Origin of the sequence: Bacillus timonensis, from assembly GCF_000285535.1 — a bacterium.
Taxonomy (GTDB): domain Bacteria; phylum Bacillota; class Bacilli; order Bacillales; family Bacillaceae_L; genus Ferdinandcohnia; species Ferdinandcohnia timonensis.
Window position 1 is genome coordinate 1 of record NZ_HE610994.1, and the last position, 16,125, is coordinate 16,125.

A 16,125-nucleotide genomic window follows, 5' to 3' on the forward strand; every position below is an offset into this window, starting at 1 on the left:
CAAAGAACTTTTAAACCGCCTCTCAGAAGCGACTTTATTAATATAACATCCTCACAAAAATAAGTCAACACTTTTTTTGTTTTTCTTATTTATTAAGGTATTCCCTGTGAGGAATATAAATATACACCCTATATTACACAATGTCAACAAATTATATCAAAATAATTTTAGGTTAGCTCTTTTACCGCATTTACAATAGAAAACTGCGTAATAAAATAATAAAAAACAAATGATAACCATTTGTTTTTTTATCCTACTATAAACAAATCTATCACTATAAGTGCTGCTAAACCCGGAAGGCCAAGTAGGCCAGATACCGTAGATGTGACTAAATTAATGGGTACATGTAAATCAAATGAAGCACCAAATGCATTTAAAAAGAATAAAAACAAGGCCCCAATGAGGATTTTAACAAATACTTGTCCTACTAAGCGAATAGGTTTAAGAGGGGCTCCCATTAGAAGTACAAGCACGATTAATCCTCCAAATATCGCTATAACAACTTTTGGTTCCAATCAAACTTCACTCCTTCTCACAACTTGTACTACTATTCTATGTAAGTACAGGAGATTAAGAACTTCTTGTCCTATTTATATTTGCTGTTCTACATTAAAATAAAAAACCCTACCTTAGGGGCTAGTCCCCTTTTGGTAGGATTCTCTTACAAAAACACTTTACGCCTTTTTGCCTCTCGTAAAAAAAAGAAGTATTTAGTTTCAGCAACTTTAAGTTCATTTAATATATCATCGGAAGGTTCAACACTTTTTTCGATAAGGCTTTTTTGTCTCATCCAATCCCTCTTTGCGAGTTCTAACTGACGAAAGAGCTCTTGGTTGAATTCATTACGAAGCTTTCCCTTCTTTTTAAAAAGCATAAAAGACCTCCTATAGTTCCCGACGTCCTTCGAGTGCCTTTGATAAGGTTACTTCGTCGGCATACTCTAAATCTCCACCGACAGGTAGTCCATGTGCAATTCTTGTGACTTTTATTCCTGTTGGTTTTAGAAGACGGGATATGTACATAGCTGTAGCTTCCCCTTCAATGTTTGGATTAGTCGCTAATATGATTTCTTGTACAGTGTCATCTTGAAGTCTTTTTAGTAATTCAGGAATTTTGATATCCTCTGGGCCAATCCCATCCATTGGAGAGATCGCGCCGTGTAAGACATGATATAAACCATTGTATTCCTTCATTTTTTCCATTGCAATCACATCTTTAGGATCCTGTAGTACACAGATAATTGTTCTATCACGACGCTCGTCCTCACAGATATAACATGGATCTCTATCTGTTATATGCCCGCAATTGGAACAATATGTGAGATTTCGCTTTGCATCAACAAGTGCTTTTGCGAAGTCAAGAACAACATCCTCTTTCATACTTAATACAAAAAAAGCCAGACGAACGGCCGTTTTCGGGCCGATACCCGGCAATTTCATAAAGCTATCAATTAGCTTAGATATTGGTTCAGGATAATGCATATCTATCTAGGTCCTTTCAACCGATTCAAATGCGCCTTGGCGTATTTGCACCCGATTTTTTTAGGCCCACACGAGGTGGGTTCCAAAGACGTTGCCATGGGATGTGGTGTGTCTTTGATTTTAAGCTCAAAAAACTACCTTTAAAAAACCGTGGCATCCGCCGGAGGCTTTAACTTTATTCAGTCAGAGTTTGAAACCACTATTATAATTTATACGCTTATTACATTTGATCCCACCACTAAAAAAGGGATTTTAGCCAAATAAAATTAGAATGGTAAATTCATTCCTTTTGTAAATTGACCCATTGTTTCGTTTGTTAGGTCTTCTATTTTCTTAAGAGCATCATTTGTTGCTGCTAAAACTAGGTCTTGTAGCATTTCGATATCTTCCGGATCTACTACCTCTTCTTTAATAATTACATCTATAATTTCCTTTTGACCATTTGCTTTTACAGTAACCATGCCTCCACCAGCAGTACCTTCTACTACCTTTTCAGCAAGCTCTTCCTGTGCTTTTGCCATATCCTTTTGCATTTTTTGCATTTGCTTCATCATTTTTTGCATATTTCCCATTCCGCCACCACGCATCATGTTCATTTCCTCCTTTAAAAAGTTCTATTATTATTCTTTTATTTCAATAAGTTCCGCACCGACAATCTTCATTGCTTCTGCAATAAGAGGGTCTTCTGTTTCCTCAACCCTTTCATCGTCATCGGTACGTTGCCCACGGATAAACTCTTCTCTAATTTTACCCCACTCATCATCTGGTACACCAATCATGTCAAACCTATGACCAGTTAATGTAGAAAGAATGTTTTCGAGATTTTCCTTTACCTCTGGGTTATCTGTTGCCATTTTACAATGGATTTCATATTTGAATTTTAACACAAAAGCAGTATCAGAAGCAGCAACTGGCTCACTTTCAATTAAAAGGGCCGCATGAGATACTTTATTCTGGCTGCGAAGATATTCTAACATTTCGCCCCATTTTCCTTTTAACAAATCAAGATTTTGCCTTGTTGCAGTTTTTAAAACCTCATTTATTCTTCCAACTGGTGTTCTGTACCCATTTCTTGATGACTTTTGTGGACGTTTTTCAGCTGGCTTTGCATCTTGTGGGTGGGCCGTAACACCTTTTTCCTTAATGGATGCAAGTTCAGATTCTAACATATTTATCTTATTCATCAAGCCATCAAGTTGTGGTAATGATTCAAGTGTTTGTTGTTTTTCTATTTGTGTCAGTTTGACAAGTGCTACCTCTAAAAAGATTCGTGGATGATTGGTCCACTTCATCTCTTGCTGAGCCTGATTTAAAATATCAATGGTTTCGTAGATTTCATGGTTTGATATACTTTTTGCAAGTTCTGTAAAGTCTTCGTCTACCAAAACCCGCTCCAATACTTCTTCTAACTGTGGTGCTGTTTGATACAAGAGCATATCCCTGTAATAGAAGATTAAGTCTTCAATAAATCGCATCGGATCTTTTCCGTGGTCCATCATTTCATCCAATGTCTTTAAGGCCGTTCGAACATCACGGTCACGAATTGCCCTAACTATATTGGTTAAAAATGATTGCGAAACAGCTCCTGTAATAACAAGTACATCCTCAAGCTTGACTTTTTCGTCACTAAACGAAATCGCTTGATCTAGCAAACTTAACGCATCCCGCATACCACCTTCGGCTGCTCTTGCAATCACATAGAGTGCTTGATCATCAACAGACACGTTTTGTTCGGCAATGATTGTCTTCATTCGTCCAACAATTGCTTGAGTAGTAATCCTACGGAAATCAAAGCGCTGGCATCTTGAGATGATTGTAAGTGGTATTTTATGTGGTTCCGTCGTTGCTAAAATAAAAATGACATGTTTTGGAGGTTCCTCTAACGTTTTTAGTAATGCATTAAAGGCACCGATTGAAAGCATATGTACTTCATCGATGATATATACTTTATACCTTACAACACTTGGAGCATACTTCACTTTATCGCGAATATCTCTTATTTCATCTACTCCATTATTCGATGCAGCATCAATTTCAATCACATCTGCAATTGAGCCATCGGTAATTCCTCTACATGCTGCACACTCATTACACGGTTCAGCAACAGGAGAATGTTCACAGTTGACCGCTTTTGCAAAAATTTTCGCAGCACTCGTTTTCCCGGTTCCTCTTGGCCCCGAGAAAAGATAAGCATGTGAGAACTTTTCTTGAAGAAGGGCATTCTGCAAGGTTTTGGTTATATGTTCTTGTCCAACCACGTCATGAAATGTTTGTGGTCGAAAGACACGGTATAATGCTTGATATGCCATTAATATTGCCCCTCCTTCTTTTTATCCAATTCTTATTATACAGGAAGTGAATATTCTGTACAAAGCGATTATATCATTCACAGAAAAAATAAAAAACCCACTCAAATGAGTGAGTTGTTTTATGTAGTATAACTGCCGTGCACCTTCCGTCGAATAGTTACCCCAGGCGTTACTCAAGCAGTTAGCTCGGTCCAGGCAACCCTACGGCACATGGGAGAGTCCGCTTACTGCTGCTTCCTTCCGGATCTGACAGGGTTCACGGGTTCCCATTGCGTAGGACCCAGACGTCAACACTACTTACTTGAGGCAGACCCTACAATAACTACCCTCTATGAAGGGATTCGGCCTCGCTAGAGCGGATTGCGAGTACAGGGCACCGCTACCTCCCCGCTTAGCACGGCAAAATTGATACCAAATTGTTTGGTGTCTTTGTGACACATTCTTAGTATAACGGCTCATTCAAAAAAAATCAATCGATACCAACTGTAAGTTTTTTCAAGTTGTTCCATAATCATATACACCAAGGTGTTTTTGCGCATGACTTTTAGGCTCTCAGGAAGTGATTCTTAAAGACATTGTCATAGGATACGGCTTATTTAGTCATTGATCTTACTGCTTGAAAAACTTCCTTCGAAAAATCGTAGTATCCGCCAGAAGCTTTAACTTCATTCATTACTAGTGGCTGATTTCTGCTGAATATAGTTAACTTTTTCTTTCTTCTTTCTCTCTCGAATCCCTCTAAAAAAGGAGCTTAACAACTGACCGCATTCTTCCTCACAGACACCTGATAGTACCTCTGCTTGATGATTAAACCTCTTTTCCTGTAAAAGGTTCATCAACGTTCCTGCACAGCCGCCCTTTGGATCACTAGCTCCGTAAACCACCCGATTGACGCGAGATAATACAATAGCGCCTGAGCACATTGCACATGGTTCGAGGGTAACATACAATGTCGCGTTCTCCAATCTCCAGGAGCCTGTACGTCTACACGCTTCATCTATTACAAGCAGTTCTGCATGAGCAATTGAACGTTGCTCTGTTTCTCGAAGATTATGAGCGGTTGCAATCACCTCGTCATTACTCACCAGCACCGCTCCGATAGGCACTTCATTTATTTCTGCTGCCCTTTTTGCTTCTTCAATAGCCAATTTCATATAAAACTCGTCAGACTTCATCAAATTATATACTCCTTACTAGGCATTTAGGCGCTTATCCAAGCATTATCTTCATTATTCTCTCATAGAGTAATAAAGGTGTGTTACCTAGATTGTAGAATGAGGAGGTCAAACATGCAAATTCATGTTGTCAGACAGGGTCAATCCATATCAGGAATCGCACAAGCATATGGAACGACTGTGGATGAAATTGTCCGTGCCAATCAAATTCCTGATCCTAATAACCTAGTGGTCGGTCAGGCTATGGTCATTCCTATTGTTGGTCAATTTTATTGGGTACAGCCCGGTGATAGTCTTTGGTCCATCGCGAATAAATTTGGGGTTAATTATCAGCAATTAGCACAAATCAATCAAATACCACCTAATCGACCATTACAGGTTGGGCTTAGAATATATATTCCTGAACGCCCAAAACGAAAGGCTGAAATCAATGCCTATGTGGAACCACTAGGGTCTTCAGTAAGTCCCGCTCTTGAAAGAAGTGCACGACAAGCAGCTCCATACTTAACCTACTTAGCCCCTTTTAATTTTCAAATACAACGAGACGGTACTTTAAAGGAACCACCGTTGAACAATTTCTCTAGCATCGCGAAAGCTAATAATGTGACACTAATGATGGTTGTTGCAAATTTAGAAAATGGCCAATTTAGTAATGAATTAGGTAAGCTTGTACTAAATAATGAAGACATTCAAAATAAGCTTTTAAACACAATTGTTGCAACAGCTAAAAAGTATGGTTTCCGAGATATTCATTTTGATATGGAGTTTTTAAGACCTGAAGACCGTGAAGCGTATAATAACTTTTTACGAAAGGCTAAGCAACGTTTTAGCCAAGAAGGCTGGCTACTCTCTACTGCTCTCGCTCCAAAAACAAGCGCTGAACAAAAAGGAGATTGGTATGAAGCTCACGATTACAAGGCTCATGGAGAAATTGTCGACTTTGTTGTTATCATGACCTACGAATGGGGGTATAGCGGTGGACCACCGATGGCGGTCTCACCGATTGGACCTGTTCGGGAGGTTCTTGAATATGCGATTACTGAAATGCCTTCATCAAAAATTATGATGGGTCAAAATCTCTATGGTTATGATTGGACACTACCATTTGTGCAAGGTGGTCAATACGCTAAGGCTGTCAGCCCGCAGAGAGCGATAGAAATCGCTAAACAAAATAATGTTCCAATTCAATATGATACAAAGGCCCAGGCCCCTCATTTTGATTATACGGACTCAGCAGGAAAACAACATAAAGTCTGGTTTGAAGATGCAAGAAGTATTCAAGCGAAGTTTGATTTAATTAAGGAACTCAATCTAAGGGGGATAAGCTACTGGAAGTTAGGTCTTCCTTTCCCTCAGAACTGGCTGTTAATTACAAATAACTTTGAAGTTGTTAAACGATAAAAACGTTTCATTGGAACTCGATTATTCGGGTTCCTTTTTATTTACTCCCATTACCTAGAAAGAAAAAACTCATTTCCTTGGCAATTATTAAAAGTCTTCATTAAATTCCCCTCAATTTTTGCCAGGTCGTTTTTTCGACAATACCTAACAATCATACTCCTTCCTATGATAAAATAATGCTTATCTGTGTATTTTATGGATAGTAAGGAGGACACAAGATGGGTAGTAGGATTCCTTTTATTACAGTAGAGGGTCCAATCGGTGTTGGAAAGACTTCACTCGCTAAGGCCATATCAGAACGTTTTGAATTTGCCTTATTAAAAGAGATTGTAGATGAAAATCCATTCTTAGGAAAATTTTATACCAATATCGATGAATGGAGCTTTCAAACAGAAATGTTTTTCCTTTGCAACCGATATAAGCAACTTGAGGACATTAACCAATTTTACCTAGAAAAAGACCAACCCGTTGTTGCGGATTATCATATATTCAAAAACCTTATTTTTGCTGAGCGTACATTAAAAGCTCATCAGTTTCAAAAATACCTGCAAATTTATGATATTTTAACGGCGGACATGCCTGTTCCAAATGTTGTAGTTTATTTACATGCAAGCCTGGATACCTTATTAGATCGGATTGAAATGCGCGGTAGGGACATTGAAAAAAATATTGATCCTGCATATCTTAGTCAATTAAGTATGGATTATGAGCAATCAATGGCACAATTTGAAAAATCCCACCCAGATATTCCTGTGATTCGTTTTAATGGAGACCAGTTTGATTTTGTTCAGAACAAAGAACACTTACACAAAATCCTATCAGAAATAGAAGACATCATTCTTGAAAAAGGAGTTAGACATAATGAACTTGCGTAATAAATATGATATCCCAAGTAATGCAGTAATTACCGTTGCCGGAACAGTTGGTGTAGGGAAATCCACCATGACAAAAACTCTTGCTGATGCACTAGGATTTAGAACCTCCTTTGAAAAAGTTGACACAAATCCATATTTAGACCGGTTTTATGCTGACTTTGAAAGATGGAGCTTCCATCTTCAAATCTATTTCCTTGCAGAGCGTTTCAAAGAGCAAAAGAAGATTTTTGAATATGGCGGTGGGTTTATCCAAGACCGATCAATCTATGAGGATACTGGTATTTTCGCAAGAATGCATTATGAAAAAGGAACAATGGCACCTGTTGACTATGAGACTTATACTAACCTTTTTGATGCAATGGTGATGACACCGTATTTTCCTCATCCGACTTTATTAATTTATCTAGAAGGTAGCCTTGATGATATTATCAGTCGCATTCAGGAACGTGGAAGACCAATGGAGCAGCAAACCCCTATATCTTATTGGGAAGAAATGCATGGCCGTTATGAAAAATGGATTAATAATTTCAATGCATGCCCAGTGCTTCGATTAAACATCAATGATTATGATATTGTACAAGATAAAGGTTCCATTGAACCGGTTGTTGAAAAGATTTCAACTTTCATCCGACAAACCGAGCTTTTAAAAAGCTAAAAATACCCCTTTTGAGTAAATCTCTCAAAAGGGGTTCCTTTTTTTACATGTTTATATATAAAAAGTAAAAAGCTCGTTACTATAAATAGTAACGAGCTCATCTCCAATACTTTATGCGCTAGTATTATTTTTAATTATGGCGGAGGAAGAGGGATTCGAACCCCCGCGGGCTTTAACACCCCTGTCGGTTTTCAAGACCGATCCCTTCAGCCGGACTTGGGTATTCCTCCGTATCGACAAAAATTAATATACCATAGAATGAATTTGGTTGTCAACATTATTTTTAATTTTTATTGAGGTTAGGATTATTATAAATCCTAACCTCCTTTTTTTTGCTTATTTCGGACCAATAACTTCCTTATTTCTCATATATGGACGAAGCACTTCAGGAATCAAGACTGTCCCATCTTCTTGTTGGTAATTTTCTAGGATGGCAGCAACAGTCCGACCAATTGCAAGTCCAGAGCCATTTAATGTATGAACATGTTCAGGCTTAGAGTCTCTATCACGACGGAAGCGAATATTTGCTCGCCTTGCCTGGAATGACTCAAAATTACTACAAGAAGAAATTTCACGGTACGTTCCATAGCTTGGAAGCCATACTTCAATGTCATACTTCTTTGCGGCAGTAAAGCCTAAATCAGCACTACACATGTTTAATACACGATATGGAAGACCTAATAATTGAAGCACTTTTTCAGCATTACCTGTTAATTTTTCTAATTCGGCATAAGAATCTTCTGGCTTCACAAATTTTACTAATTCAACTTTATTAAACTGATGCTGACGAATTAGGCCTCTTGTATCTCTTCCAGCAGAACCTGCTTCTGAACGGAAACAAGCACTAAATGCTGCGTAGTTAATTGGTAGTTGTTCACCACTTAAAATCTCATCACGATGAAGATTTGTTATTGGAACCTCTGCAGTTGGAATTAAAAAATAATCTTCACTTTCAATTAAGAAGGCATCCTCTTCAAACTTTGGAAGCTGGCCAGTACCTGTCATACTTGTGCGATTCACTAAATATGGAGGGATTACTTCCTCATACCCATGTTCCTCTACATGAAGGTCTAACATAAAATTAAATAATGCTCTTTCAAGTCTTGCCCCAAGCCCCTTATAAAATACAAAACGACTTCCAGTTACTTTTCCTGCACGTTCAAAGTCTAAAATCTCAAGTTGATCAGCAACTTCCCAATGAGGCTTCGGTTCAAAACCAAACTCAGGGAGCTCACCCCACTTGCGAATTTCAACATTATCATCTTCAGACTCACCAATAGGTACACTTTCATGAGGTATATTTGGTATAGATAACATAAGATGTTCTAGTTGTTCTTCTACACTCCGTAATTCTGTATCCAATTCCTTAATTTTATCTCCAACTTCACGCATTTCTAAAATAAGAGACTCGGCATCCTTTTTCTCTCTTTTTAGAATTGCAATTTGACCAGATACCTCATTTCTTCGGCTTTTGAGCTCTTCTGTTTTTGCAATGAGATCACGGCGTGTTTTGTCCAATTCCTCAAATCGCCCAAGGTCTGTTAAGTCCTCACCACGAAACTTAAGTTTTTCCTTTACCTCATCAAAATGACTTCGTAAAAATTTAATATCTAACATCACTAAAACCTCCTAATATCTATGTAGTTAGCAGCAACAAGTGTAGTCCATCCCTAGAAGTAAGAGTTTCAAGGCGGCGCAGGTTCGGGGACTGGAGCGTAGTTTAATCTACGTGAGGACCAGAGAACCAAGCTAACGAAGAAATTTGCCGCTTAACGACAGTTACGCAAATAAAAAACTCCCGTCCCCTAAAAAAGGGACGAGAGTTAACCCGCGTTACCACCCTAGTTGAGGATACATGTATCCTCCTCTTGAAAAAGATAACGGATTCACCGAAAATACCTACTAAAAGTGCATGCTTCAGTATTTCACTCAAGGATGGATTCACAAGTCTTTTTCATCGGTTTCCACCAACCACCGACTCTCTAAAGAAAAATGACTAGTTACTAGTTCCTATCATAGATTTACTTTTTTATTTATAATAAGTTTTACCATGTTTTAACCGTTTATACAAGGTTTTTCACTTTTGACTCTTCCACCATTTTCACAAAATACTTTGTAAAACGATGGTCATCCGTTAATTCTGGATGGAAGGAACAGCCTAAAAATTGACCTTCACGTGCTGCAACAATTCTACCATCATGTTTTGCAAGAATTTCAACATTTTCTCCTGCTTCTACAATATGTGGCGCGCGAATAAAGACACCAACAAAGTCCTCAGCGATTCCTGGAATCATTAGCTCAGCTTCAAAGCTCTCACGTTGACGGCCAAATGAGTTTCGCTCAACCGATACATCCATAAGACCAAGATGTGGCTCCTTATAGTCAACAAGATTCTTTGCAAGAAGGATTAACCCTGCACATGTTCCAAACATCGGCTTCCCTTGTTTAGCAAATGAACGAAGGGGTTCCATGAAACTATATTTATCAATTAAGCGACGCATTGTTGTGCTTTCCCCACCAGGGATAATCAGTCCGTCAATTTCATCAAGCTGTTCGACTTTTTTTACGATGACTGCTTCTGCTCCAGAAGCTTCAATTGAACGAATATGTTCTCTAACTGCACCTTGCAGGCCTAATACTCCGATTTTAACCATGTCTGAACACCCTCTTACTTACCAGCCTCGTTCTTGCATGCGTTGTTCTGGTAATAATGATGAAATTTCAATACCTTTCATGGCATTTCCTAAACCTTTAGATAGTTGGGCAATTAATTCATAATCTTGATAATGAGTAGTTGCTTCTACAATTGCACGAGCAAATTTTGCAGGGTTATCTGATTTAAAGATACCAGAACCTACAAATACTCCGTCTGCTCCAAGTTGCATCATTAACGCTGCATCTGCTGGTGTTGCTACACCACCTGCAGCAAAGTTAACAACCGGTAGGCGACCTTCTTGTTTAATTTGAAGTAATAGTTCATATGGAGCACCTAAATTTTTCGCTTCAGTCATAAGCTCATCTTCACTCATGCCAACAACCTTACGAATTTGAGCATTCACTTTTCTCATATGTCTTACAGCTTCTACAATATTACCAGTTCCAGGCTCACCCTTAGTACGAAGCATAGATGCACCTTCTGCAATTCGGCGAGTCGCTTCACCTAAATCACGGCATCCACATACAAACGGAACAGTGTATTCACGCTTATTTAAATGGAACTCCTCGTCTGCAGGAGTTAGTACTTCACTCTCATCAATATAGTCAACACCTAGAGCCTCTAATACTCTAGCCTCTACAATATGTCCAATACGAGCCTTTGCCATAACTGGAATTGTAACAGCATTCATTACTTGCTCAACTATTGTTGGATCTGCCATTCTAGCAACTCCACCTGCAGCACGTATATCAGCTGGCACTCGCTCTAATGCCATGACCGCTACAGCACCTGCTTCCTCTGCTATTTTAGCTTGTTCTGCATTGACAACATCCATAATAACGCCGCCCTTTTGCATTTCAGCCATTCCTCGTTTTACTCGATCTGTACCTGTATTCGCCATTACGATTCCTCCTACATGAAAGTTAGCAATTTATAGGCATTATCATACCATATTTTGATAGATAGTAAATGCCAATTAAAAATTTTATCTTACTACTATTTTAACGCAGAATTTTCTTATTTCCTAGTAATTATACCAAAATAGTACCGGATGGAAAAATTTTAAAAAGCCTGCCTCTATTAATAGAAGCAGGCTACATGGTTTTATTAAAACCAACCTTTTACTGTATTTGCAACACTTGACCAAATATCACCAAAGAATCCACCAATTCCTCTCATCATGAGAACGAACCAGTTTGTCTTTTCTACACCTGTATCTGTCACAAGTGGAACTTGTAATTTATCGTCACCATTTGATGTAATATATCCTAAATCATCTCCATCATAGGAAACAACCATGTTACCAACCTTTGTTCCCTTTTTAAATGGTGCAGTTATTTCTTTGTCCTTAGAAACTACCTTTTTGTCATACACATATTTTGCTTTGAATGCTGATTTATCTGTACCCTTTTTAACTAATAATTTCACAGGTGCTTTAGTTGAAATTTCTACTTCTTTTTCTTTTCCTTTAACAACCTTTAATTCTTTTTTACCCTTTGATTGATAGCCTTCTGGGTAAACTTCAATTTGTTCAAAATTATTAAAACCATAATCTAATAGTTTACTTGTTTCTTTAAAACGCTCTGGCTCACTTGATGCACCCATTACAACTGAAATTAATCTCTTTCCATCACGTTCAGCTGTTCCTGTGAAACAGTAACCAGCTGCAGGTGTGTTACCTGTTTTTAATCCATCCATACCCTCATAATAGAAATCTGCAAGGTATGGAGACACCTTCGGATCATGTTTTAACATCCAGTTCCAGTTATTTAATTTTTCCCCATAAAAGTCGATTCGTGGAATGCTTGAAATTTCCAATACTTCAGGATAATTCTTGATTAGTGAGTAAGCTAATAAAGCAACAGATTCTGCCGAAAGCATATTATCTCCATCAGGACTTGTACCTTCTGGATAATTGTCACCTAGCATTGAATTTGATAAACCTGTGCTATTTACAAACTCATAGTTTGGAAGACCTAATTCTTCTGCCTTTTTATTCATTAGCTTAACAAATTCACCTTCAGTACCAGCTAGTAGTTCTGCTAAAGTAATCGTCGTTGCATTATCTGAGTAGATTGCCATAGCTTTATAAAGTTCTTCAACTGTATAATCGTGATTTAACCTTAAACCAACACCAGAAAAGTTATTATTTGCAGATATATCATATGCATATTGACTTATTTGAGTAGTTTGGTCCCACGAAAGCCTGCCTTCAGAAATAGCTTCCAATACTAAGTACTCAGTCATCATTTTTACCATACTTGCAATTGGAGCTGCCTGATCCGCATTCTTTTCATATAAGATTTTACCTGTATTTGCATCAATCAATATTGCACTTTTTACATTTATATCAAGAGCAGACGCCGCCTTTACTTGAGGTACTTGCCCCACAATTAGCGATAGCAAAAAGACTGCTAGTATACTTAAAATCAATCTTTTTTGTGTTTGTTTTTTCACGTTTTAAACCTCCACTTTCGTATTACACACAAAAATCATTTTAACATATCGGCTTCCAAAAAAATAGATAGAGTGCATGACTCTATCTACCAGATTGTAAAAATCCTACCAATGGATTATTTTGTCGAAATTTATCTTATAAGGTTGAATAGTTAGGTGCTTCTTTTGTAATCTGTACATCATGCGGATGGCTCTCACGTAATCCTGCACCTGTCATTTTAATAAATTGAGCCTTTTCTCTTAGCTCTTCTAAATTCTTTGTACCGCAATATCCCATACCAGAACGAATACCACCAATTAGTTGATAAATCGTATCTGTAAGTGGGCCTTTGTATGGAAGACGACCTTCAATACCTTCAGGAACAAATTTTTTCGCATCCTCTTGGAAATAACGGTCTTTACTTCCTTTTTCCATCGCAGCGACAGATCCCATACCGCGATATACTTTGAAGCGACGTCCTTGGAAAATCTCTGTTTCACCTGGGCTTTCTGATACACCAGCAAGTAGGCTACCAAGCATTACTACGTGTCCTCCAGCAGCTAATGCTTTAACGATGTCTCCTGAGAATTTAATACCGCCGTCTGCAATAATTGAAACACCATGTTTTCTTGCTTCTGTTGCACAATCATAAATGGCTGTAATCTGTGGAACACCCACACCTGCAACAACACGCGTTGTACAAATAGAACCAGGTCCTATTCCCACTTTAACGACGCTAGCACCAGCTTCAATGAGAGCGCGAGTCGCTTCTGCTGTTGCAACATTACCAGCGATAATATTTAAGTTTGGATATGCTTCTCGAATTGTTTTTACAGTTTCAAGAACCCCTGCAGAATGGCCATGAGCTGTATCAACAACAACAGCATCGACTCCAGCATCAACAAGTTTTGCAACTCGAAGGATAGTATCTTTCGTAACACCAACTGCTGCACCTACTAATAAACGTCCTTGTGCATCCTTTGCAGAATTCGGAAACTCAATTACTTTTTCAATATCCTTAATCGTAATGAGTCCTTTTAATACACCACTCTCATCCACAAGTGGAAGTTTTTCAATTTTATACTTTTGTAAAATCTTTTCTGCCTGTTCTAAAGTCGTACCAACAGGGGCAGTCACGAGATTTTCCTTTGTCATAACATCAGAAATTTGAATGGAATAATCTTGAATAAAACGAAGGTCACGATTGGTAATAATACCAACCAAGATTTGTTCTTGTGGATTATTTACAATTGGGACACCTGAAATACGATATTTTCCCATTAAATGCTCTGCATCAAATACTTGATGGCTTGGAGTTAGAAAAAATGGATCTGTAATAACGCCACTTTCCGAACGCTTTACTTTATCAACTTGCTCAGCCTGTTGTTCGATAGACATATTCTTATGAATAACTCCTAATCCACCTTGGCGTGCCATCGCAATTGCCATTTCATGCTCTGTAACAGTGTCCATACCCGCGCTGATAATTGGAATATTTAACTTAAGAGTCTCTGTTAATGCAACTCCAAGATTTACATCCTTAGGTAATACTTCAGACTTAGCCGGTAAGAGCAATACATCATCAAATGTTAATCCTTCTTTAGCAAACTTTGTTTCCCACATGTAATAAATCCCCCTTCGATTGCAAAATATTATTAGTAGATTATCAACTGGGTAAACTACTGTCAAGAAACGAACGATAAGTTTAATAATTCAGAGTTTTACATTATCTCATTCACTTTAAGTTTTGCACTTTTTTCGCTTTTAATTGGAGGTTTCTAATTTGTTTGACTATCGTTTTATTTGGCAATCATTTAATGCACTTCATGCTGCAAATACAACACAACACTTACTTCAACAATGCTATAAAAAGGCAGACGTGAAGGACGCAGATCAAAAAAGTTATGAAAACAGTTATCCCTTTATTTATTATCTAGAACATGGTCAAAATTACTACCAGCTTTCCCAAAATGCTCCATTATCCATTAAACCAGTTTTGCTTTTCTATGGAATGGTTCAATTGTTAAAGGCCTGTCTACTGACGGTTGATCCTCAATACCCTGAATCAACCTCCGTGCTTGCTCATGGAGTCTCAACTAGAAAAAGAAAAAAGCAGAGCTATGAGTTTTTTCATGATGAAGTAAAGGTACAAAAAAACGGATTATTTTCACACTTTTCTGAACGAATGTTTCATGTGAAACAAATGGAAGGTGAAAAGTTCACTATGGAGCAACTTTTCAAAAGAGTGCCTGAATTACAAAATTTATTTACCTTGCATTTTCAACAAAATTTATATTTAGAAACACCCATTTCGAACGAGAATATATTAACTATTCCAAATGCAGCTCTAGATAGTTATCATATGACATCACGAAGATTTTTGGATTTTATTGAACACACACTACCATTTTCAACTTCGATAATCGGAGACACAGAGGATAAAGAACAAGAACTCATCTCCTTAAAAATTAATAAGGCGAAGTTTCTTTTGCCACTTTCTAGTTCTCCACTGCTTTATCATCTATATGAAAACACCTACTATCTTCCAAAGGAACGGGAACTACTAACGTTCTTTCCTGAAATCATGACACATTACTTGTTGCTATATAATCTAAGTATGATTTCAAGATATGAGACTGAATGGTGGAGTGAACTGCTTCATTCCTACTCTAGCAATGATTATCCGTTTATTAGGCAGTTTTTAGCGATTTCAGCAGATAAAGTACCCTTTCTGCTTTATTTATTTTTAAAGGAGAAAATTGATGGGATATAGAGGGGACTTTTAATGTTTGTGGTGGTTGCGGTATATCATTTATTGTTTCCCGGTGCGTGATATACCGATTAGTCCGTTTTCGAGAAATCATTTATCGTTTCTCGGCTTGATGGTATACCGTTTATGTCATTTGCGGTATACCATTTATTGTATCTCGGATGCGCGATATATCGATTAAGCCGTTTTCGGTATATCATTTATCGTTTCTCGGTTTTGGTGGTATACCGTTTATGTTTTTTGTGGTATACCACATATTGTTACTCAGCTGTGCGATATTTCGATTAAGGTTCTTATCATTCTTATCGACCATATTTATCATACAAATCGTATTATAGCCAGATTTACTGAGTTATTCTTTTAAAC

The 16,125-nt window shown here is 37.8% G+C and carries 15 protein-coding genes, 1 tRNA gene, 1 other RNA gene and 1 other annotated feature; of the genes, 4 read left to right on the plus strand and 13 right to left on the minus strand.

Annotated features, from left to right (window positions below; genetic code table 11):
* Positions 1–248: 248 nt before the first annotated feature.
* The 7 genes from BTHG_RS23665 to tadA all read right to left on the minus strand — a co-directional run bounded on the left by BTHG_RS23665 (position 249) and on the right by tadA (position 4,965).
* Positions 249–515 carry a pro-sigmaK processing inhibitor BofA family protein gene (locus tag BTHG_RS23665; RefSeq protein ID WP_010285578.1) on the minus strand — a complete coding sequence of 89 codons (267 nt, stop codon included), beginning with the start codon at positions 513–515 and terminating at the stop codon, positions 249–251.
* 146 nt (positions 516–661) lie between these two features.
* Positions 662–874 (minus strand): YaaL family protein, encoded by a 213-nt coding sequence (locus BTHG_RS23670; protein WP_010285580.1) that lies wholly within the window; start codon positions 872–874, stop codon positions 662–664.
* A gap of 10 nt (positions 875–884) precedes the next feature.
* On the minus strand, positions 885–1,481 hold the full coding sequence (recR, locus tag BTHG_RS23675) for a recombination mediator RecR (protein WP_010285583.1): 597 nt from the start codon (positions 1,479–1,481) through the stop codon (positions 885–887).
* Between the two features lie 266 nt (positions 1,482–1,747).
* Positions 1,748–2,068, minus strand: coding sequence for a YbaB/EbfC family nucleoid-associated protein (locus tag BTHG_RS26525; RefSeq protein WP_010285585.1), 321 nt, complete (start codon positions 2,066–2,068; stop codon positions 1,748–1,750).
* Positions 2,069–2,101: 33 nt separating this feature from the next.
* A complete protein-coding gene (gene dnaX / locus BTHG_RS23685) occupies positions 2,102–3,790 on the minus strand; it encodes a DNA polymerase III subunit gamma/tau (RefSeq protein ID WP_010285587.1) in 1,689 nt (562 codons plus the stop codon).
* A 135-nt stretch (positions 3,791–3,925) separates the two neighbouring features.
* An RNA gene (gene ffs / locus BTHG_RS26440) (signal recognition particle sRNA large type) lies at positions 3,926–4,190 on the minus strand.
* 265 nt (positions 4,191–4,455) lie between these two features.
* A complete protein-coding gene (gene tadA / locus BTHG_RS23690; protein WP_010285589.1) occupies positions 4,456–4,965 on the minus strand; it encodes a tRNA adenosine(34) deaminase TadA in 510 nt (169 codons plus the stop codon).
* Between the two features lie 114 nt (positions 4,966–5,079).
* Here tadA and BTHG_RS23695 point away from each other — a divergent pair, with 114 nt between their 5' ends.
* The 3 genes from BTHG_RS23695 (at position 5,080) to BTHG_RS23705 (ending at position 7,896) form a co-directional block, all read left to right on the plus strand.
* Entirely contained in the window at positions 5,080–6,366 is a 1,287-nt protein-coding gene (locus tag BTHG_RS23695; RefSeq protein WP_010285591.1) for a glycoside hydrolase family 18 protein, read from the plus strand.
* A 218-nt stretch (positions 6,367–6,584) separates the two neighbouring features.
* Positions 6,585–7,241 carry a deoxynucleoside kinase gene (locus tag BTHG_RS23700; protein WP_010285593.1) on the plus strand — a complete coding sequence of 219 codons (657 nt, stop codon included), beginning with the start codon at positions 6,585–6,587 and terminating at the stop codon, positions 7,239–7,241.
* On the plus strand, positions 7,228–7,896 hold the full coding sequence (locus BTHG_RS23705) for a deoxynucleoside kinase (protein WP_010285595.1): 669 nt from the start codon (positions 7,228–7,230) through the stop codon (positions 7,894–7,896). Before BTHG_RS23700 ends, BTHG_RS23705 begins: the two co-directional genes overlap by 14 nt.
* Before the next feature lie 137 nt (positions 7,897–8,033).
* On the opposite strand, the gene BTHG_RS23710 is transcribed toward BTHG_RS23705, so the two are convergent.
* The 6 genes from BTHG_RS23710 to guaB all read right to left on the minus strand — a co-directional run bounded on the left by BTHG_RS23710 (position 8,034) and on the right by guaB (position 14,612).
* Positions 8,034–8,126: transfer RNA gene (locus BTHG_RS23710), tRNA-Ser, on the minus strand.
* Between the two features lie 106 nt (positions 8,127–8,232).
* On the minus strand, positions 8,233–9,513 hold the full coding sequence (gene serS / locus BTHG_RS23715) for a serine--tRNA ligase (protein WP_010285597.1): 1,281 nt from the start codon (positions 9,511–9,513) through the stop codon (positions 8,233–8,235).
* A gap of 192 nt (positions 9,514–9,705) precedes the next feature.
* Positions 9,706–9,922: a binding site (T-box leader), on the minus strand.
* 37 nt (positions 9,923–9,959) lie between these two features.
* Positions 9,960–10,550, minus strand: a complete 591-nt coding sequence (pdxT, locus tag BTHG_RS23720; RefSeq protein WP_010285599.1) for a pyridoxal 5'-phosphate synthase glutaminase subunit PdxT — start codon at positions 10,548–10,550, stop codon at positions 9,960–9,962.
* 18 nt (positions 10,551–10,568) lie between these two features.
* Positions 10,569–11,453 (minus strand): pyridoxal 5'-phosphate synthase lyase subunit PdxS, encoded by an 885-nt coding sequence (gene pdxS, locus BTHG_RS23725; protein ID WP_010285601.1) that lies wholly within the window; start codon positions 11,451–11,453, stop codon positions 10,569–10,571.
* A gap of 206 nt (positions 11,454–11,659) precedes the next feature.
* Positions 11,660–13,009 carry a D-alanyl-D-alanine carboxypeptidase family protein gene (locus BTHG_RS23730; protein WP_010285602.1) on the minus strand — a complete coding sequence of 450 codons (1,350 nt, stop codon included), beginning with the start codon at positions 13,007–13,009 and terminating at the stop codon, positions 11,660–11,662.
* Between the two features lie 136 nt (positions 13,010–13,145).
* On the minus strand, positions 13,146–14,612 hold the full coding sequence (guaB, locus tag BTHG_RS23735) for an IMP dehydrogenase (protein ID WP_010285603.1): 1,467 nt from the start codon (positions 14,610–14,612) through the stop codon (positions 13,146–13,148).
* 160 nt (positions 14,613–14,772) lie between these two features.
* Here guaB and BTHG_RS23740 point away from each other — a divergent pair, with 160 nt between their 5' ends.
* Positions 14,773–15,762 (plus strand): YaaC family protein, encoded by a 990-nt coding sequence (locus tag BTHG_RS23740; protein ID WP_010285604.1) that lies wholly within the window; start codon positions 14,773–14,775, stop codon positions 15,760–15,762.
* Positions 15,763–16,125: the final 363 nt, after the last annotated feature.